At 67.0% G+C, this 19,294-nt stretch carries 16 protein-coding genes; 11 read left to right on the top strand and 5 right to left on the bottom strand.

Going from position 1 to position 19,294, the window contains the following annotated elements; translation table 11 throughout:
• Positions 1-53 precede the first annotated feature (53 nt).
• The 5 genes from AC1RB9_RS14460 to AC1RB9_RS14440 form a co-directional block, all read right to left on the bottom strand.
• Positions 54-530 (bottom strand): hypothetical protein, encoded by a 477-nt coding sequence (locus AC1RB9_RS14460; protein WP_003089049.1) that lies wholly within the window; start codon positions 528-530, stop codon positions 54-56.
• 81 nt (positions 531-611) lie between these two features.
• Positions 612-1,559, bottom strand: a complete 948-nt coding sequence (locus AC1RB9_RS14455; protein WP_003089050.1) for a LysR family transcriptional regulator — start codon at positions 1,557-1,559, stop codon at positions 612-614.
• 67 nt (positions 1,560-1,626) lie between these two features.
• A complete protein-coding gene (locus AC1RB9_RS14450) occupies positions 1,627-3,147 on the bottom strand; it encodes a tripartite tricarboxylate transporter permease (RefSeq protein ID WP_003450659.1) in 1,521 nt (506 codons plus the stop codon).
• Complete coding sequence (locus AC1RB9_RS14445) at positions 3,144-3,674, bottom strand: tripartite tricarboxylate transporter TctB family protein (protein ID WP_003123453.1); 531 nt, start codon at positions 3,672-3,674, stop codon at positions 3,144-3,146. Before AC1RB9_RS14445 ends, AC1RB9_RS14450 begins: the two co-directional genes overlap by 4 nt.
• A 27-nt stretch (positions 3,675-3,701) precedes the next feature.
• Positions 3,702-4,715, bottom strand: coding sequence for a Bug family tripartite tricarboxylate transporter substrate binding protein (locus AC1RB9_RS14440; protein ID WP_003111000.1), 1,014 nt, complete (start codon positions 4,713-4,715; stop codon positions 3,702-3,704).
• Positions 4,716-4,981: 266 nt separating this feature from the next.
• Between AC1RB9_RS14440 and AC1RB9_RS14435 the strand changes: the two genes are divergently transcribed.
• From AC1RB9_RS14435 to AC1RB9_RS14385, 11 genes are all read left to right on the top strand, one after another.
• Positions 4,982-6,307, top strand: coding sequence for an MFS transporter (locus tag AC1RB9_RS14435; RefSeq protein ID WP_003111001.1), 1,326 nt, complete (start codon positions 4,982-4,984; stop codon positions 6,305-6,307).
• Positions 6,300-7,259: an amidohydrolase family protein gene (locus AC1RB9_RS14430; protein WP_003123451.1), complete on the top strand. Its 960-nt coding sequence runs from the start codon at positions 6,300-6,302 to the stop codon at positions 7,257-7,259. Before AC1RB9_RS14435 ends, AC1RB9_RS14430 begins: the two co-directional genes overlap by 8 nt.
• Positions 7,256-8,269, top strand: a complete 1,014-nt coding sequence (locus tag AC1RB9_RS14425) for a 4-hydroxythreonine-4-phosphate dehydrogenase PdxA (protein WP_003123450.1) — start codon at positions 7,256-7,258, stop codon at positions 8,267-8,269. Before AC1RB9_RS14430 ends, AC1RB9_RS14425 begins: the two co-directional genes overlap by 4 nt.
• A 172-nt stretch (positions 8,270-8,441) precedes the next feature.
• Positions 8,442-9,692 (top strand): OprD family porin, encoded by a 1,251-nt coding sequence (locus tag AC1RB9_RS14420; RefSeq protein ID WP_003123449.1) that lies wholly within the window; start codon positions 8,442-8,444, stop codon positions 9,690-9,692.
• A gap of 185 nt (positions 9,693-9,877) precedes the next feature.
• A complete protein-coding gene (locus AC1RB9_RS14415; RefSeq protein WP_003123448.1) occupies positions 9,878-11,200 on the top strand; it encodes an MFS transporter in 1,323 nt (440 codons plus the stop codon).
• 30 nt (positions 11,201-11,230) lie between these two features.
• Positions 11,231-12,406 (top strand): L-lyxonate dehydratase, encoded by a 1,176-nt coding sequence (locus AC1RB9_RS14410; protein ID WP_003113703.1) that lies wholly within the window; start codon positions 11,231-11,233, stop codon positions 12,404-12,406.
• A gap of 27 nt (positions 12,407-12,433) precedes the next feature.
• Positions 12,434-13,429, top strand: a complete 996-nt coding sequence (gene araD1, locus AC1RB9_RS14405; protein ID WP_003123447.1) for an AraD1 family protein — start codon at positions 12,434-12,436, stop codon at positions 13,427-13,429.
• Between the two features lie 128 nt (positions 13,430-13,557).
• Positions 13,558-15,141 (top strand): aldehyde dehydrogenase (NADP(+)), encoded by a 1,584-nt coding sequence (locus AC1RB9_RS14400; protein WP_003144232.1) that lies wholly within the window; start codon positions 13,558-13,560, stop codon positions 15,139-15,141.
• Between the two features lie 661 nt (positions 15,142-15,802).
• The gene (locus tag AC1RB9_RS14395; protein ID WP_003089139.1) at positions 15,803-16,423 is read left to right on the top strand and encodes a paraquat-inducible protein A; all 621 of its coding nucleotides are present in this window, start codon (positions 15,803-15,805) and stop codon (positions 16,421-16,423) included.
• Positions 16,416-18,719, top strand: a complete 2,304-nt coding sequence (locus AC1RB9_RS14390) for a PqiB family protein (RefSeq protein ID WP_004349721.1) — start codon at positions 16,416-16,418, stop codon at positions 18,717-18,719. The genes AC1RB9_RS14395 and AC1RB9_RS14390 overlap by 8 nt, the downstream gene beginning before the upstream one ends.
• A gap of 79 nt (positions 18,720-18,798) precedes the next feature.
• Positions 18,799-19,281: a transcriptional regulator gene (locus tag AC1RB9_RS14385; protein WP_223309047.1), complete on the top strand. Its 483-nt coding sequence runs from the start codon at positions 18,799-18,801 to the stop codon at positions 19,279-19,281.
• The last annotated feature ends 13 nt before the right edge of the window (positions 19,282-19,294 follow it).

The raw sequence follows: 19,294 nt of genomic DNA, 5'->3' as shown, positions 1-19,294 counted from the left end.
TTCCGCGTCGGGGGTTCGTCGTCGAGAAGGAAGGCCGGGGCCCGGCGGCCCCGTCAGCGGCTGTCCCGGCAGTCGATCACACTGGCGTTGGTGATGATGTCCCGGCTGTCGGTGTACAGGGTGATGCTGCAGAAATAGTCGAGGATGGTCTCGTTCTCGTAGTAGCCGGTCTTGCGATAGACCGCCTCGCTACTCACCGGCGCCATGCCGGCGACCCCCTGGCCACCGACGCCGACCCAGGTCTCGCGCTGGCCGACGTACTCGGTGCCGGTCTGTATGAAGACCTTGTCCGGCCCCATGTGGGTCCGCACGCGGTTCCAGGCGTAGAAGCCACCGCTACCGTAGGACGAAGGGCCGAGGCCCTGGTCGGGCTTGCCGAACAGTTCGAAGGCCTTGCCGGCGGGCTGGCCGATGAGCTTCTGCGCGGCGACCTTGACCTCGTTGTCGCGATTCCCCGACTGACCGAGGGAGGCGCAGGCGCTGAGACCGAGGACGAGCAGGGCGAGACCGAAGGGCTTGATCGAGGGCATGGCATTCACTCCGTTGAAATGCCGCAGGATGTTAGAGGTCCAGCCGGCTCGCGGCTATTAGCTCATTTGTGCTAGTGCCGCTCACTTCGCCAGGTGCCGCGCCTGTTCGGCATGTACGCTGGCCATGAAGGTCTGCATGGCCGAGGAGTGGACCCGGTTGCGTCGGGTGATCAGGCCGTAGGGCGGCAGGCGCGGCTCCAGCTGGATCGGCAGGATCGCCAGCAGGTGCTTGCCCGGGTAGTCCTCGATCACCGAGCGTGGAGTGATGCCGATCATGTCGGTCTGTTGCAGCAGGGAGAGCAGGGTCATGATCGAGGTGGTCTCGACGATACTGCTCGGCAGGTCGATGCGCGCATTGTGGAAGGCCTGGTTGACGATCCCGCGCATCGGGCTGGGGTGCTGCTGCAACACCCAGGTCAGCTCCTGCAACTCGCCCCAGTCCAGCTTGCGTGCCTGCGACAACGGGTTCTGCGCGCCGACCACCACGCAGAGTTCTTCCTCGCCGAGGCTGTCGAACACCAGGTCGTCGGTGCGCGCGCCGCTGGGGATGCGTCCGAGCACCACGTCCAGCTGGTCCTGTTGCAGGGCCTGGACCAGCACGTCGCTGGTGTCCACCTGGATGCTCATCGACAGCCGTGGATGACTCTGCTTCAGGGTGGCGATGGTGCGCGTCAGCAGGCTCGAGGCCAGCGCCGGGATCGCTCCGACGGTGACCCGGCCGAGGTTGCCGGACTCCAGCGCGACCAGTTCCTCGCGCATCCCGGACAGCTCGGCGAAGATCATCCGCGAGTAATAGATCAGCGTCTCGCCGAAAGGCGTCGCGCGCATGCCGCGCGGCAAACGCTCGAACAACTCGACGCCGAGCAGGTCTTCGGCCTCGTGGAGCATCTTGGTCGCCGCCGGCTGGGTCATGCCGATCTCGTCGGCGGCGCGGCGCAGCGAGCCGAGTTCCTCCAGGGCCAGCATCAGGCGCAACTGGCGCAGGCGCAGGCGGCTGTGGATGATGCTGGCGTCGGGAATCCGGGACATGGCGTATCTCGCTGGCGGCGGGGAGACCCAGGGTGACAAGAAATCCACCCCGCCGCCAGACGCAGGCTCAGGCGGCATGCCGGAGACTCCGCCGGCCACGCCGGAACAGCGCCCCGGCGCACCGCGCCAGCAACGGCCAGAGCAGCATCGCCAGCGCCGCGCCGGTCAGGCCGGCCACCAACGGGTTGGACCAGAACACCGAGAGTTGCCCGTCGGAGAACAGCATCGACTGGCGGAACGCGTCCTCGGCCTTGTCGCCGAGCACCGCGGCGAGCACCAGCGGGGCGATGGGGTAGCCGAGTTTCTTGAACAGGTAGCCGAGCGCGCCGAACAGCAGCATCAGGACCACGTCGAGCATGGCGTTGTGCACCGAGTAGGCCCCGATGGCGCAGACCATGACGATGATCGGTGCGACGATGGCGAACGGAATCCGCAGGATCGAGGCGAACAGCGGCACGGTCGCCAGTACCACGATCAGGCTGACCACGTTGCCCAGGTACATGCTGGCGATCAGGCCCCAGACGAAGTCGTGCTGTTCGACGAACAGCGTCGGCCCGGGATGCAGCCCCCAGATCATCAGGCCACCGAGCATCACCGCGGCGGTCGCCGAGCCGGGGATGCCGAGCGTCAGCATCGGCAGCAGGGCGCTGGTGCCGGCGCTATGGTCGGCTGTCTCCGGAGCGATCACGCCTTCCACCTCGCCCTTGCCGAAGTTCTCGCGGTTCTTCGAGAAGCGCCGCGCCAGGCTGTAGCTCATGAACGAGGCGGCGGTGGGGCCGCCCGGAGTGACGCCCATCCAGCAGCCGACCAGCGCGCTGCGCAGCCAGGTCAGCCAGTAGCGCGGCAGCCTGGCCCAGGTACGCAGGATCACCATCGGCGTGATGTGTGCGCGCTCGCCGCGAAACACCAGGCCTTCCTCCACCGTGCAGAGGATCTCGCCGATGCCGAACAGGCCGATCACCGCCACCTCGAAACTCAGCCCGGAAAGCAGCCAGGGCTGGTCGAAGGTCAGGCGCAGGTCGCCGGACACGGTATCCATGCCCACGGCGGCCATGGCGAAGCCGATGGTCATCGCCACCAGGGTCTTCAATGGCGGGTTGCGGCTCATGCCGATGAAGGTGCAGAACGCCAGCAGGTAGACGGCGAAGAACTCGGGCGAGCTGAACGCCAGGGCGAAGCGAGCGATATGGGTGGACAGGAAGGTCAGCAGCAGCACGCCGACCAGCGCCCCGAGGAGCGCCGAGGTGAAGGCGGCGGTCAGCGCTTCGCCGGCCTGGCCGTTGCGCGCCATCGGGTAGCCGTCGAAGGTGGTGGCCACCGACGACGGCTCGCCGGGGATGTTGAACAGGATCGAGGTGATCGAGCCGCCGAACAACGCGCCCCAATACATGCAGGAAAGCAGGATGATCGCCGACACCGGCGACATGCTGAAGGTCAGCGGCAGCAGCAGCGCCACCCCGTTCGGCGCACCGAGGCCCGGCAGCACGCCGACCAGGATGCCGAGCAGCACGCCGATCACCATCAGGCCGAGGTGATGGGCGCTGAGGACCAGGCTCATGCCCTGCATCAGGGAATCGAATTCGCTCATGGCCTGGCGCTCCCGACGAAGGCCGCGAGGTCGGCCAGTATTCCGGCATCCAGCGGCACCTTGAACCAGACGGCGAAGACCAGGTAGCTGGCCAGCGCCGCGCCGCAGGACAGCGTGACGATCAGCGGCACGCCGTAGGGTTTGTCGCGGCTACGGTCGCGCCACATGAACCAGGCGATGAACAACGCGGAGGCGAGGTAGATCCCGGCGAACGGCATGGCCGCCACGTAGGCGGCGATCGGCAGGAACACCGCAAGCACCCGGCGAAAGGCCGTGCGGGCGACGAACGAGGTACCCAGCGCCCGCCAGCGGCACAGGGCCAAGAGCAGGTTGCCGAGGCTGGCGGCGCTCAGCAGCAGGCCGATGTAGAAGGGGAAATAGCCGGCCTCGGGGCCGCTGTCGCCCCAGCCGATGCCGATATCCTGGCTGCCGTACATGACGATCGCGCCGAGCGCGGCGGTGAACAGCGCCAGGCCGATCTCCACCCAGCGGGTGGCGACCAGCGGCGCATTGGATGAGCTGGACATGTTCGTCTCCTGGTCGCGCTACGCGGGTTACTGGCGAAGCCAGCCGGCTTCCTGGAACAGCGGGATGACGCGCTGGCGGTCCTTCTCGATGTAGCTCACCAGGTCTTCGCCAGCGAGGAAGGTCGGCGCCAGCGCCGAGCGTTCGACATAGTCCCTGAACTCGGCGGTCTGGCTGACCTTGCGCATCAACTCGACGTAGAAGGCGCGCTGCTCGTCGCTGACTCCGCCGGGCAGGAACACGGTGCGCGGGAAGCGGTACTGGTCGATGCCCAGGCCCTGTTCGTGGCAGGTGGGGATGTCCGCCCAGGACTGCTCGGCAGCGACCTTGGCGGTGTAGATCATGCGCTCGTGGCTGAACACGCAGAGCGGCCGGACCTGGCCGCCGCGCCACTGGCTGAGGCTTTCCGCCGGGTTGTTGAGGTTGGCGGCGATGTGCCTGCCGGCCAACTGGATGGACGCCTCGCTGCCGCTCTTGAAGGGGATGTAGGTCAGCTTGCCGCCGACCTGCTTGCCGAGCAGCAGGCTTAGAGTCTGGTCGACGTCCTTCGACTGGCTGCCGCCGAAGCGCATGCCTGCCGCGTCCTTCTTCAGATCGGCGAGGAACGCCGCGGCGTCCGCCCACGGCGCCGCCTGGTAGGTCCAGAGGATGAAGTCGTCCTCGGCCACCGCCGCCACCGGCGTCAGGTCGGTCCATTGGTAGCCCAGCCGGGCCACCAACGGCAGCAGGTAGACATTGTTGGTGCCGATCACCAGCTTGTGCGCGTTGCCCTTGGCCAGCTTCAGGTCGAGGAAAGCTTCGGCGCCGTTGCCGCCGCCCTTGTTCAGCACCACGGTGTTGACGTCGAGCAGCTTGTTCTGGCTGATCGCCGACTGGACCAGGCGGGCGAGTTGGTCGGTGCCGCCACCGGGACCGCCGGCGACGACGATCTCCAGGTTCTCTTCGGGTTTCCAGGCAGCCGCCAGGGCGGGCAGGGCAGTGCAGCAGAGCAGGGCGCAAGCGGCCAGGAAGGAGGGGACGGAGCGCGCATATGCGGTACGCATGGAGGACCTCTGGTTGTCATTGTTGTTATGGGTAGAGCGGAGTGTGCGAAGCGCACCGATAAGCGTCCACTCAAAATAAGGCATACACCGATAGCCTGGGGTTATGAGTGGAAGCGGATGTCGGATACCTGGAGCGATAACCGTAGGAAATGGCCGTATGAGCAGCTTTGATTAGACGGTTATCGATGGAAAGCCGGATAGTGAGCCTGCCGGACCTGCCAACCCAGTTCCGCAGCACAAGAACAACAATAAAAGAGGTACGACCCATGGCTCAGGCACAGACCGCCGTGCTCCAGGCTGATCCTGCCCAGGACAAGGCCACTGCCGCAAAACCCAGCAACGTCCGCTGGCGCATCTTCGCCATCGTCTTCGCCCTGACGGTGATCAACCTGGTCGACCGGGTCTCGCTGTCCATCGCCATGCCCACCATCGCCGGTGAATTCCAGCTCACGCCGAGCATGCAGGGGCTGATCCTCAGCAGCTTCTTCTGGGCCTACGCGCTGTTGCAGATTCCCGGCGGCTGGCTGATCGACCGCTACGGCCCGCGCCGGGTGATCGGCTGGTCCACCGGCCTCTGGGGAGCCTTCCAGACCCTCGCGGCCTTCGCCAGCGGCGGCCTGTCGCTGATGTTCGCCCGGGTCGCCCTGGGCGCGGCGGAAGCGCCGCTGTTCCCCTCCGGCGGCAAGCTCAACTCGCTGTGGCTGGGCTCCAGCGAACGCAGCCGCGGCGCCGTGCTGATGGACTGCGGAGGGCCGCTTGGCGTCGCTCTCGGCGGACTGGTCATCGCCTACCTGATCGCCGTGCTCGGCTCCTGGCGCAGCGCCTTCTTCATCGCCGGCATCGCCACCCTGGCCATGGCCTGGCTGGCCTGGCACTACCTGCGCGACGACCCGGCCGAGCATCCCGGGGTCAACGCCGCCGAGCTGGACCGGATCAACGCCGACCGCACCACCCCGCTCGCCGAAGCGGACTGCCAGGCCGGCGGAAGACTGGGCATCGCCGGCCGCTCCCTGGTCGGTATCGTCCTCGGCCGCGCCAGTTGGGCCATGGTGTTCTTCGGCCTGCTGACCTGGGGTCCTAGCTACCTGGCGCAGGCGCGCGGCTTCGATATCAAGGGTATCGGCGCCGCGACCTTCGTCATCTTCCTCTGCGGCGCCGTCGGTTCCCTGGTCGGCGGCTTCCTCTGCGACCTGCTGATCCGCAAGGGCGTGCGCCGCGGCCTGGCGGCCAAGGGCCTGCTGACGGTCTCGGGCCTCGCGGCGCTGGTCGCCTTCCTGCTGTTGCCGAGCCTGGAAGATGCCTATGCCGCCGTGACCCTGCTGGCGCTGACCGCCTTCTTCCTGATGTGGGGCAGCCTGTACTGGAGCTTTCCGGCCTTGCTCGCCGCTCCGGCCCGGGTCGGCCTGGTCGGCGGGGTGATGAACATGGCCGGCAGCCTCGGCGGCATCGCCGTGCCGATCCTGGTCGGGCTGCTGCTGCAACACCTGGGCGGATATGCCGCGGTGCTGGGCTTCTTCGCCCTCTGCTCGGCAGCCTTCATCGCCGGCACCCTGCTGATTTCCCTGGACAAGACCGAGGCAAAGCATGGCTGAGCTGTACGACGGGCCGATCGTCGACGCCCATCATCATTTCTGGGACCCGCAGGCGAACTACCACCCCTGGCTCGCGGAGGACGCCAAGATTCCGTTCCGCTACGGCGACTACAGCGCGATCAAGCGCCGCTACCTGCCGGCGGACTACTTCGGCGACGTCGGCGCACACCGGGTGGTCGAGACGGTCTACGTGGAAACCGAGTGGGACCCGCGCGATCCGCTCGGCGAAACCCGCTTCGTGCATCACCTCGCCGAACGCCATGGCGCGCCCCACGCGGTGGTGGCGCAGGCCTGGCTGGACGCGCCGGACGCCGCCGAGGTGCTGGCGGCGCAGGCGGGCTTCGCACGGGTCCGCAGCGTCCGCCACAAGCCCGGCGGTCCGCAACGCCCGCAACAGGTCGGCGAGCTGCGCAGCCTGATGAGCGACGAGCGCTGGCGTCGCGGCTATGCCGAGCTGGCCCGGCACGGCCTGCACTTCGACCTGCAGACACCCTGGTGGAACCTCGCCGAGGCCGCATGCCTGGCGCGCGACTTCCCCGATACGCTGATCGTGCTCAACCACGCCGGCCTGCCGTCCGATCGCAGCGAGGAGGGGCTGGCCGCCTGGCAACGGGCCATGGCGCGCTTCGCCGAATGCCCCAACGTGGCGTTGAAGATCTCCGGCATCGGCCAGGCCGGCCGGCGCTGGAGCGTCGAGGACAACGCCTGGATCGTCCGCGAAAGCATCGCCCTGTTCGGCGTCGAGCGGGCGATGTTCGCCAGCAACTTCCCGGTGGACAGCCTGTGCGGCTCGTTCGACGACATCTATGGCGGTTTCAAACGCATCGTCGTCGACCTGCCGTACGCCGACCAGGAACGGCTTTTCCATAGCAACGCGCGGCGCATCTACCGCACCGTACCCGACACCGTGCGCCTGCAGCAGGCGTCGCCCGACCCGAGGACTTCCCCATGAACGCTCCATCCCTACCGCGACTGGCCATGGTCCTGGGCGATCCGGCCGGCATCGGCCCGGAACTGATCGCCCGCCTGCTGGCCGACACTGAGGTGCGCGAGAAGGCGCACATCGTGCTGATCGCCGACGAAGCGGAAATGCGCCGCGGCATGCGCATCGCCGGCTGCGAATTCCCCTACCGACGCATCGACGCGCTGGAGACCCTGGATTTCGCCGACGCCACGCCACTGCTGCATCCCTGGCTCAGCCAGGGCGGGGACGAGTTCCCACGCAGCGAAGCGAGCGCCGTCGGTGGCCGCTACAGCCTGGAAACCCTCGCGCTGGCCCTCGAACTGACCCGCAGCGGCAGGACCGACGCGATCCTCTTCGGCCCGCTGAACAAGACCTCGCTGCACATGGCCGGCATGGACCACAGCGACGAGTTGCACTGGTTCGCCGAGCGCCTGGGGTTCGGCGGCCCGTTCTGCGAGTTCAACGTCCTTGACGACCTCTGGACCTCGCGGGTGACCTCCCACGTAGCCCTGGCCGAGGTGCCGGGCCTGCTCAGCCAGGAGCGGGTAGGGGAGGCGATCCGCCTGATCGACGACGCGCTGCGCCGCAGCGGCCTGGCGCGGCCGCGCATCGGCGTCTGCGGACTGAACCCGCACAACGGCGACAACGGCAGCTTCGGCCGCGAGGAGTTGGACATCATCGCTCCGGCGGTGCAGAAGGCGCGCGAACAGGGGATCGCCGCCGACGGCCCGTATCCCGCCGACACCATTTTCCTCAAAGTGCAAGGCGACGCCCGTGCCTTCGACGCGGTGGTGACCATGTACCACGACCAGGGGCAGATCGCGATCAAGCTGATGGGCTTCTCCCGCGGCGTGACCGTCCAGGGCGGCCTGCCGATCCCCATCGCTACGCCGGCCCACGGTACCGCCTTCGATATCGCCGGGCAGGGAAGGGCCGACGTCGGCGCCACCCGCCAGGCGTTCGAGATCGCCTGCCGGATGGGCAGGCGCAAAGCCTGATCGCCTGCATGCGACGCGACAACCAGAGCGCCGCACCTTCGTAACGCGCTCCCTGGCGCCTCCCTGTACCGTCGCGGCGGGGCAGGAGGCGTCGCACCTTCGACGAGAGACACATCGCCTGGAGCCGCAGCGCTCCACGGCTCGCTTCGGCCTGGGAAAAGGAAAAACAACAATGACCCGTTCCGCTCCGAACCTGCTGAAATCCGCCTCGCTCGCCCCGGTGCTGCTGGCCGGCCTGCCGTCGCTCGCCGGCGCCGAGGGCTTTATCGAAGACGCCAGCGTCAGCCTCGGCCTGCGCAATCTCTATTTCAATCGCGACTTCCGCCAGCCCGGCGCGGCGCAGTCGAAACAGGAGGAGTGGGCCCAAGGCTTTCTCCTACAGGCGAAGTCCGGCTATACCCAGGGCACCCTGGGCCTCGGCGTCGAGCTGCTCGGCCAGCTCGGCCTGAAGCTCGACAGCAGCCCTGATCGTGCCGGCTCCGGGCTGCTGCCACGCCACGCCGACGGACGCGCAGCGGACGACTACGCGCGACTGGGCGTGGCGCCGAAGCTGAAGCTGTCGAATACCGAGCTGAAGCTCGGCGAACTGCTGCCGGAACTGCCAATCCTCCTGCGCAACGACGGCCGCCTGCTGCCACAGACCTTCCAGGGCGGCATGCTGACCTCCAGGGAAATCGCCGGCCTGACCCTGCACGGCGGGCAGATGCGTTCGCTCAGCCAGCGCAACTCCAGCGACCACCAGGACCTTTCGGTGGATGGGCGCGGCGGGGCGTTCTCCGACCGTTTCGACTACCTGGGCGCGGAGTACCGCTTCAATGCCGAGCGCAGCCAGGTCGGGCTGTGGCAGGCGCGACTGCAAGACATCTACCGGCAGGACTACTACAGCTTGAGCCACAAGCAGAGCTTCGGCGGCTGGCGCCTGGGCGCCAGCGTCGGGCTCTTCGACACGCGCGACGAAGGTGCCGCGAAGCTCGGTGAACTGGAGAATCGCGCGCTGACCGGTTTCTTCAGCGCGACCCGCGGCGGCCACAGCCTCGGCGCAGGCTACCAGCGCATGTACGGCGACGACGGGATGCTCTACATCGCCGGCACCAGCACCCCGTTGGTCAACGACATCCAGGTGCGCAACTTCACCAGCGCCGGCGAGCGCTCCTGGCAACTGCGCTACGACTACGACTTCGTCGCCCTGGGCATTCCCGGGCTGACCGCCATGGCCCGCTACGCCAGCGGCGCCCATGCCCGGACGAAGGCGATGGACGACGGCCGCGCCTGGGAACGCGACGTGGACGTCGCCTACGTGATCCAGAGCGGCCCGCTGAAGAACCTCGGCCTGCGTTGGCGCAACGCCATGCTGCGGTCCAACCATGCCGCCGATGTCGACGAGAACCGCCTGATCCTCTCGTATTCCCTGCCGCTGCTCTGAGCGCAGGGCCGCTCTCGCTGCTGCCCGATAACCGGCGATTGGCTGATTGGTGAAAAGGTATTGCCTGGGGTTATCGATGAATGCGCAGAAGTGATTATCCGCGCGGGAGCGGCCTGGCTACAGTCGGCCCAACGCAAGCGGCCATGCCACCTCCGCGTCGAACAACAACAAGAAGGAAGCCCTCCATGAGCGCCATGAACGACCACGCCAGGCTGCTGTCCTCGGCGATCGCCACCAGCCGCCTGCGGCTCCTGCCTTTCCTGGTCCTGATGTATGTACTGGCTTTCATCGACCGGGCCAACGTCGGCTACGCGCGGGCCTTCCTGCAAGCCGACACCGGCCTCGGCGATGCCGCCTTCGCGTTCGGCGCGAGCATCTTCTTCATCGGCTACGCCTGCTTCGAGGTACCCAGCAACCTGATGCTGCACCGCCTCGGCGCCAGGGTCTGGCTGTGCAGGATCATGGTCACCTGGGGCCTGGTCTCGGCGGCGATGATGTTCGCCGACGATGCCATGACTTTCTATGTCCTGCGCTTCCTGCTGGGCGTCGCCGAGGCGGGCTTCTTCCCCGGCATCATCCTCTACCTCACCTACTGGTTCCCGCAGCGCAGCCGTGCCCAGGCGCTCGGCCTGTTCTATTTCGGCCTGCCGCTGGCGCTGGTGCTGGGCGGTCCACTGTCCGGCTGGCTGCTGGAGTTCCACGGCATCTTCGGCCTGGCCAACTGGCAGTGGCTGTTCGTCACCGAGGGCCTGCTGGCCTCGCTGGTCGGCATTGCCGCCTACTTCTACCTGGTCGACCGCCCGCGCGATGCCGGCTGGCTGAGCGACGAGCAGAAGCGGGCGCTGGAAGGCGAGTTGGCCGAAGAAGACACCCGCAAACAGGCACGCGGCCCGCACGGCTTCCTCAGCGCTCTGCGCAGCGGCCAGGTGCTGAAGTTCTGCCTGGTCTACTTCACCATCCAGATGAGCGTGTACGGCGTGGTGTTCTACCTGCCGACCCGCATCGCCAGCTTCCTCGACGGCCAGGTCGGCCTGAACGTCGGCCTGATCACCGCGATTCCCTGGGCTTGCGCCCTGGTGGTAACGCGCCTGGTGACCCGCCAGGCCGACCGCAGCGGCCAGCATCGCCAGCTCGCGGTGGCCATGCTGGGCATGGCCGCAGCCGGTATCGCCGCCTCGGCGCTGGCCGGCAACCTGGGCCTGGCGGTGATCGCCTTCTGCTTCGCCGCGTCCGGCTTCGTCTCGGTGCAGCCGCTGTTCTGGACCCTTCCCACCGGCTACCTGAGCGGTGCGGCCGCGGCCAGCGGCATCGCCCTGATCAACTCCCTGGGCAACCTCGGCGGCTTCGTCGCGCCGAACCTCAAGACCCTCATGGAAAGCCAGTTCGCCGACCCGCGCGCCGGCATGTTCGCCCTGGCCGCCGTCGGCCTGCTCGGCGCCTGCCTGCTGGCCCGGCTGAAGACCTCCGGATCGTCGTCCGTCCCGCTGCGAGCGCGGCAGGCCGGCTGACCCACACTACGCACCGATAGGAGCTGCGACATGAAAATCAAATCCGTCCGTACCCGCGTCTTCGAATGGAAGGGCAAGGTCGTCCCGCCGCAGGCGCACTTCTGCACCAATGCCAGCGACATCCTGTTCGAGAAGGGAGACGCCATGGGCTCGTTCCGCTTCCACGGCTGGCTGGTGGTGGAGATCGAGACCGACGACGGCCTCGTCGGCATCGGCAACTGCGCCCTGGCGCCGCGCGTGGCGAAGGAAATCGTCGACCTCTACCTGGCGCCGATCTGCATCGGCGAAGACCCGTTCGACAACGAGTACATCTGGCAGAAGATGTATCGCCGCACCCACGCCTGGGGCCGCAAGGGCATCGGCATGGCAGCCATCTCGGCGGTGGACCTGGCGATCTGGGACATCATGGGCAAGGCGGTGAACAAGCCGGTGTTCAAGCTGCTCGGCGGCCGCACCAAGGAGAAGATCTGGACCTACGCCTCGAAGCTCTACGCCAACGACAACCTCGACGCCTTCCTCGAAGAGGCCCAGGGCTACCTGAACCAGGGCTTCACCGCGCTGAAGATGCGCTTCGGCTATGGCCCCAAGGACGGCCCGACGGGCATGCGCAGGAACATCGAGCAGGTCCGCGCGCTACGCGAACTGGCCGGGCCGGACATCGACATCATGCTCGAATGCTACATGGGCTGGACCCTGGAATACGCCCGGCGGATGCTGCCGAAGCTCGCCGAGTTCGAACCGCGCTGGCTGGAGGAGCCGGTGATCGCCGATGACATCGAGGGCTACGTCGAGCTGAAGAAGATGGGGATCATGCCGATCTCCGGCGGCGAGCACGAATTCACCGGCCACGGCTTCAAGGACCTGCTGGAGCGCCGCGCGGTGGACGTCATCCAGTACGACACCAACCGCGTAGGCGGGATCACCGCCGCGCGCAAGATCAACGCCATGGCCGAGGCCTGGTCAGTGCCGGTGATCCCGCACGCCGGACAGTTGCACAACTATCACCTGACCATGGCCAGCACCGCCTCGCCGATGGCCGAGTTCTTCCCGGTGTTCGACGTCGAGGTCGGCAACGAGCTGTTCTACTACGTGTTCAAGGGCGAGCCGCAGCCGGTCGACGGCTATATCCAGCTGGACGACCACAAGCCCGGCCTGGGCCTGGAGATATCCGAAGAGCACCTCAAGGATTTCATCATCATCGAGTGATAGTCGGAGCCCACAGGAGGAGCCGAGATGCGGCTGATTCAATTCGAGGACCGGGCAGGGCAGCGCCGGGTCGGCGTCGTCGAAGGCGCCGGGATACAGGTGCTGCGCGGCGTGCGCAGCACGCGCGAACTGGGGCTGGCGGCGATTCGCGCGGGCAGCGGCCTGCAAGACGAGGTGCTGCGCCGAGGCAGCGAGCCAGGCCCGGACTATGCCGGGTTGCTGGAGGAGGGAAGGGTGCTGCCGCCGCTGGATCATGACGACCCGGCCCATTGCCTGGTCAGCGGCACCGGCCTGACCCACCTGGGCAGCGCCGCGACGCGCGACCGCATGCACCAGCAGAACCAGGGCGACGAGACCGCGCTGACCGACACCATGCGCATCTTCAGGTGGGGCCTGGAGGGCGGCAAGCCACCGGCGGGCCAGGTCGGCGCGCAGCCCGAATGGTTCTACAAGGGCGACGGCGGCATCGTCGTGCGCCCCGGCGCGGACTTCCCGCTACCGGCCTTCGCCGAGGACGCCGGCGAGGAACCGGAGCTGGTCGGGCTCTACCTGATCGGCGATGACCGCCGGCCTTACCGGCTCGGCTACGCCCTGGGCAACGAGTTCTCCGACCACCTGATGGAGCGCCGCAACTACCTGTACCTGGCGCATTCCAAGCTACGCGCCTGCTGCTACGGGCCGGAGCTGCGAGTCGGCGAACTGCCGCGCCACCTGCAGGGCGAGAGCCGGATCCTGCGCGACGGCGAAGTGCTCTGGCAGCAGGCGTTCCTTTCCGGCGAGGACAACATGTGCCACAGCCTGGAGAACCTCGAGTACCACCATTTCAAGTACGCGCAGTTCCTCCGTCCGGGCGACGTCCACGTGCATTACTTCGGTACCGCCACGCTGTCCTTCGCCGACGGGATCAAGGCTGCTCCGGGGGATGTCTTCGAGATCGCCATGGCCGAGTTCGGCGCGCCGCTGCGCAATGGCATCGCCGCCGTCGAGACCGCACTGACGCCGGGGCGGGTGGTAGCGCTCTGAAGCCCCACCGCCGTGCATAGGCCGGAGCTCCACGAGAGACCCGCGGCACGGTTTCCTTCATTCCTGCGGAGCCTTGGCTCCAACCCCGCCGGCCATCCCCGGCGGGGCTTCCCCTGTATGAGGTCGACATGACAGCCATCCTCGGACACAACTTCATCGGCGGCGCCCGCAGCGCGGCCGGCACGCTCTTCCTGCAAAGCCTCGACGCCGCCAGCGGTGAGGCGCTGCCGTACCGCTTCGTGCAAGCCACCCCGGAAGAAGTGGACGCCGCCGCCGAAGCCGCCGCCAGCGCCTACCCGCACTACCGGCAACTGCCGGCCAGCCGCCGCGCGGAATTCCTCGATACCATCGCCGCCGAACTCGACGCGCTGGACGCTGATTTCGTCGCCATCGTCTGCCGTGAAACCGCGCTACCGGCCACGCGCATCCAGGGCGAACGCAGCCGCACCAGCGGCCAGCTGCGCCTGTTCGCCGAAGTCCTGCGGCGCGGCGACTTCCATGGCGCGCGCATCGACCGCGCCCGGCCCGAACGCAAGCCGCTGCCACGCGTCGACCTGCGCCAGTGCCGGATCGGCCTCGGCCCGGTGGCGGTGTTCGGCGCGAGCAACTTCCCCCTGGCGTTCTCCACCGCCGGCGGCGATACCGCCGCGGCCCTGGCCGCCGGCTGCCCGGTGGTGTTCAAGGCGCACAGCGGACACATGGCCACCGCCGAACGGGTCGCCGCAGCGATCCTCCGCGCGGCCGAGCGCACCGGCATGCCGGCGGGCGTGTTCAACATGATCTACGGCGGCGGAGTAGGGGAGCGGCTGGTCCGCCACCCCGCGATCCAGGCGGTCGGCTTCACCGGTTCGCTGAAGGGCGGCCGCGCCCTCTGCGACATGGCGGCCGCCCGGGCGCAACCGATCCCGGTGTTCGCCGAGATGAGCAGCATCAACCCGGTGGTGCTGCTGCCGGCGGCGCTGAAGAAGCGCGGCGAGGCCGTGGCCGACGAACTGAGCGCCTCGGTGGTACTCGGCTGCGGCCAGTTCTGTACCAATCCGGGCCTGGTCATCGGCATCCGCTCTGCGCAATTCTCGGCGTTCCTCGAACGCTTCGCCGCCCGCATGGACGACCAGCCGGCGCAGACCATGCTCAACGCCGGCACGCTGGCCAGCTATGAAAAAGGCCTGGCGGCGCTGCACGCCCACCCGCGCGTCCGCCATCTCGCCGGGCAACCGCAGGAGGGCCGCCAGGCCCGGCCGCAACTGTTCCAGGCGGACGTCAGCCTGCTGCTGGAGGGCGACGAGTTGCTGCAGGAAGAAGTCTTCGGCCCGGCCAGCGTGGTCGTCGAGGTCGCCGACCACGCCGAACTGAAGCGCGCGCTGCATGGGCTGCACGGGCAGCTCACCGCGACCCTGATCGCCGAAGCGGAAGACCTGGCGTCCTTCGCCGACCTGGTACCGCTCCTGGAACAGAAGGCAGGACGCCTGCTGCTCAACGGCTACCCGACCGGCGTGGAAGTCTGCGACGCGATGGTCCACGGCGGCCCGTACCCGGCCACTTCGGACGCCCGCGGCACCTCGGTGGGCACCCTGGCCATCGACCGTTTCCTGCGCCCGGTGTGCTACCAGAACTACCCGGACGCGTGGCTGCCGGAAGCGCTGAAGGATGGCAACCCATTGGGGATTGCGCGGTTGGTGGACGGGGTTGAGACGCGGGCGGCGATTGACTGAAAGAGGAACCGGGCAAAGACGAGGTTCGGAGGATATCGAAGCCTCAGAGGTGTGCAGCAGGACACTGGAGGAGCCCCGGAAGAGGCCCGCCGGTGTTCCTGCCTGTACCCCGAATGAGCAAAGCGAGTATCGATCCAGGGCTACCCGAGCGCTCCTATCGTCCCATGCCTGGACGCGGAAAAGCCGCTTCTCGGTGTCGAGGGATTCTCGTCCGATACCGCCACTTGCATCGGCATGAGACAGGAGGCGCGCCACAATCTCTCCGGGGGTCCTTCCTTCCGTGGCGAATGCCATGATGCCTCCCTGGCAGGATCGCCGCTTGGCTCCGTATAGCGCGATGGTGAAAAACACATGAGACAATATTGACTCATGTGAACTATATAAGCATCATGCGATCCCAGCGCTCGATCGTCGTCCAAGCGGCATGAATAGCGAGTCCGGCCCAGCCTGGCCAGATCGAGCCGAGCGGACAACTGATGCGCGTGAGTGGCCGAACCCATGCCATCGCTGTAACGCCCCGAACAGAATCGTCTTCCGACGGCAGCCTCCCCCGACAGGTGGTTTCCCCGTGCCCATTCCCTGCCGGGCAAGGCACAGGTTGGCCGCCGTGCTGGATGACGACAAACCATCACCGTCCCGGCAGAGATCCTGGAGAACGACAATGCGTGCGATCGATGCCGGCATTCTGGTCTGCGGCGAGTGCCACCAGTTGAATCGCGCCGACGGGAACGAGCATCCGCGTTGCAGTCGCTGCGGCGCGAAGCTGCATCCTCGGCGGCCGAACAGCATTGCCCGTACCTGGGCGTTGCTGATCTCGGCGATGATTCTCTACGTTCCCGCCAACCTGTTGCCGATCATGACCGTCAACATGCTCGGCAAGGGCTCCCCGGCGACCATCATGGGCGGGGTCGTGACCCTGATCCAGGCCGACATGTTTCCCATCGCTCTGGTGGTGTTCGTCGCCAGTATCGTCGTCCCCACCTTCAAGCTGGTCGGCATCGCCCTGTTGCTCTATTCGGTGCAGCGGCACCAGCCGATGTCGGCCCGCCAGCGAATCATGATGTACCGCTTCATCGAATGGGTCGGGCGCTGGTCGATGCTCGATATCTTCGTCATCGCCATCCTCGTGGCGCTGGTCAATTTCGGCAACCTGGCGAGCATCGAGGCCAATCTCGGCGCCGCCGCCTTCGCCAGCGTGGTGGTGCTCACCATGCTCGCCGCCGTGACGTTCGACCCCCGGCTTATCTGGGACAACACCAATCTGGACGACGAGAATGAGTGATTTGCCAAGCCCGAAGAAACACAAGACCTCGAACTGGTCGGCGATCTGGGTGCTGCCGCTGGTGGCCCTGGCTATCGGGGCCTGGCTGGGCTGGCGCGCCTACGACCAGGCAGGGGTGCTGATCCAGGTGCGCTTCGAGAGCAGCGATGGCATCCAGGCGAAGAAGACCGAGGTGCTGTACAAGGGCATCGCGGTCGGCAAGGTCGTCGCGCTGGATGTCAGCGAAGATATCAAGGGCGTGGTGGCCACCATCGAAATGGATAAGGAGGCGCGCCAGTACCTGAGCAAGGGTACTCGCTTCTGGCTGGTCAAGCCGCGGGTTTCCCTGGCTGGCGTCACCGGCCTGGAAACCCTGGTATCCGGCGTCTACATCGCGGTCGATCCGGTGAAGGGCGAGAAGGAAGAACGCAACTTCACCGCGCTGAAGCAGCCGCCCCCCCTTTCCGACAGGCTGCCCGGCCTGCACCTGACCCTCAAGGCCGATCGCCTGGGCTCCCTGGAGCAGGGCAGCCCGGTGTTCTACCGGCAGATCCAGGTCGGCCAGGTGAAGAGCTTCCAGTTGGGCGATGACCAGAGGACCATCGAGATCAAGGTGCACATCGAGCCGGCCTACGCCGACCTGGTGCGCAAGCACACGCGATTCTGGAACGCCAGCGGCATCTCCATTTCCGGCGGCCTGTCCGGCTTCAAGGTGCGTAGCGAATCGTTGCTGACCCTGGCGGCCGGCGGCATCGCTTTCGCTACTTCCGATAGTCGAGGCGACAGCCCGCCGACCGATCCGAGCAAGCCGTTCCGTCTGTACGACGACTACGACGCGGCCCAGGCCGGTCTGCGCGTGAAGCTGAAGATGAACGACGTCAGTGGTATCGATCCGGGCCGCACCCCGGTGATGTTCAACGGCGTGCAGGTCGGCCTGGTCAAGTCGATCGACATGGGCAAGGACTACAGCAGCGCCACTGCCGACCTGGCGATGGATCCGCGGGTCGAGGACATGCTGCTGGAAGGCACCGAGTTCTGGACCGTCAAGCCAAGCATCTCCCTGGCCGGCATCACCGGCCTCGAGGCCCTGGTGAAAGGTAACTACATCGACGTGCGCTTCGCCAAGAGCGGCGCGCCGAGTCGCGAGTTCACCATCCGCCCGAAAGCGCCGCCGCTGAACACCGACGCGCCCGGCCTGCACCTGGTGCTGACCAGCGACAAGCTCGGCTCGATCGATATCGGCGCGCCGATCCTCTACCGCCAGGTCCGCGTCGGCAGCGTGCAGAGCTACCAGCTGTCGCGCGACCGCCAGCGAGTGGTGGTGGGTGTGCACATCGAGCCGGAGTACGCGCACCTGGTGAATACCTCGACGCGCTTCTGGAACTCCAGCGGGATCACCCTGACCGGCAACCTCAGCGGCGTGCAGGTGAAGAGCGAGTCGCTACAGACCCTGATCACCGGCGGGATTTCCTTCGACACCCTCGATCCGAAGGCGCCGACCGTGACCAAGGTGCGGCGCTTCACCCTCTTCGACAGCGAGGAGGCGGCGATGGCCCGTGGCGTGGAGATCCAGCTGAGCATCGACAATGCCGACGGCCTGCGCGAAGGCACGCCGATCCGTTTCAAGGGCCTGGACATCGGCAAGATCGAAAGCGTCGAGCTGAACCCGGACCTCTCCGGGGTACTGATGAAGGCCCGCCTGACTTCCGCCGGCGAGCGCGTCGCCCGCAGCGGAACCCGCTTCTGGGTGGTGCGTCCGGCGCTCGGCCTGCTGCGTACCGAGAACCTCGGAACCCTGGTCAGCGGCCCCTATATCGAGGCGCTGCCGTCGAGCACGCCGGGCGAGCGCCAGGCACGCTTCCAGACTCTCGCCGAAGCGCCCAACCTGCTGGGTCGGGAAAACGGCCTGCGGCTGACCCTCAGCGCGCCGCGCAAGGGCTCGATCAAGCCGGGCAACCTGGTGACCTACCGGCAGATCCCGGTGGGCAAGGTCGTCGACCTGGCCTTGGGCGAACAGGCCGACCGGGTGCTGATCAGCATCCTCATCGAACCGCGCTACGTACCGCTGGTGCGTACCGGCAGCCGTTTCTGGAATGCCAGCGGCTTCGGCGTCGACGCCAGCCTGTTCAAGGGCTTGTCGCTACGCACCGAGTCGATGGAGGCGCTGATGGAGGGCGGCATTGCCTTCGCCACCCCGAACAATGCGCAGATGGGCGAGCCCGCCAAGCCGGGGCAGACCTTCGCCCTGTTCGATTCGGCCAATGACGAATGGCTGGAGTGGGCGCCCAGGATCGCCCTGAGGAGCGGGGCCCGTTGATGTCGCATCGCACCGCGGCAGCATGAATCCATTCGATCAACCCAGAAGGAGAACGCCGATGTCCAGGCGCTTGCTTTTCGTGGCCACCCTGGTCGCGACCCTTTCCCTTGCCGCTCATGCCGACGAACCCCTGCCATCGGTCGAGCAGGTGATGAACGAGCACAAGGAAAAGATCAGGAACCAGCTGGAAACCATCAACTACAAGCGCAAACGGATGGTCGAGGCAAACATGGCGCTGGACGGCACCGAAGCCGAGACGTTCTGGCCGATCTATTCACGCTACCGAGGCGAGACGGACAGCCTGCACAAGGAGACATTCCAGCTCCTGCTCGAATATGCCCGCGCCTATGGTTCCGGCAGCATTACCGACGCGGAAGCTTCGAGGATGGTCGACCTCTATCGGGGATTGCAGGAGAAACAGCTGGCCGTGCTGCACCGGTACGTGCAGGAAGTGGCCGAGAAGATGTCACCTCGGCGGGCCATGCGCTTCCTGCAGATCGAAGCGCAGCTGGACGCGCTGGAGGCGTTGCAGATCGGCAAGCAGGTTCCGCTGATCAATTGAGTTTCACGGCACC

It is taken from the genome of Pseudomonas sp. 20-5 (assembly GCF_056782835.1).
Note: the sequence above shows the minus strand (reverse complement) of the source record. Positions and strands in the feature narration are given on the sequence as shown.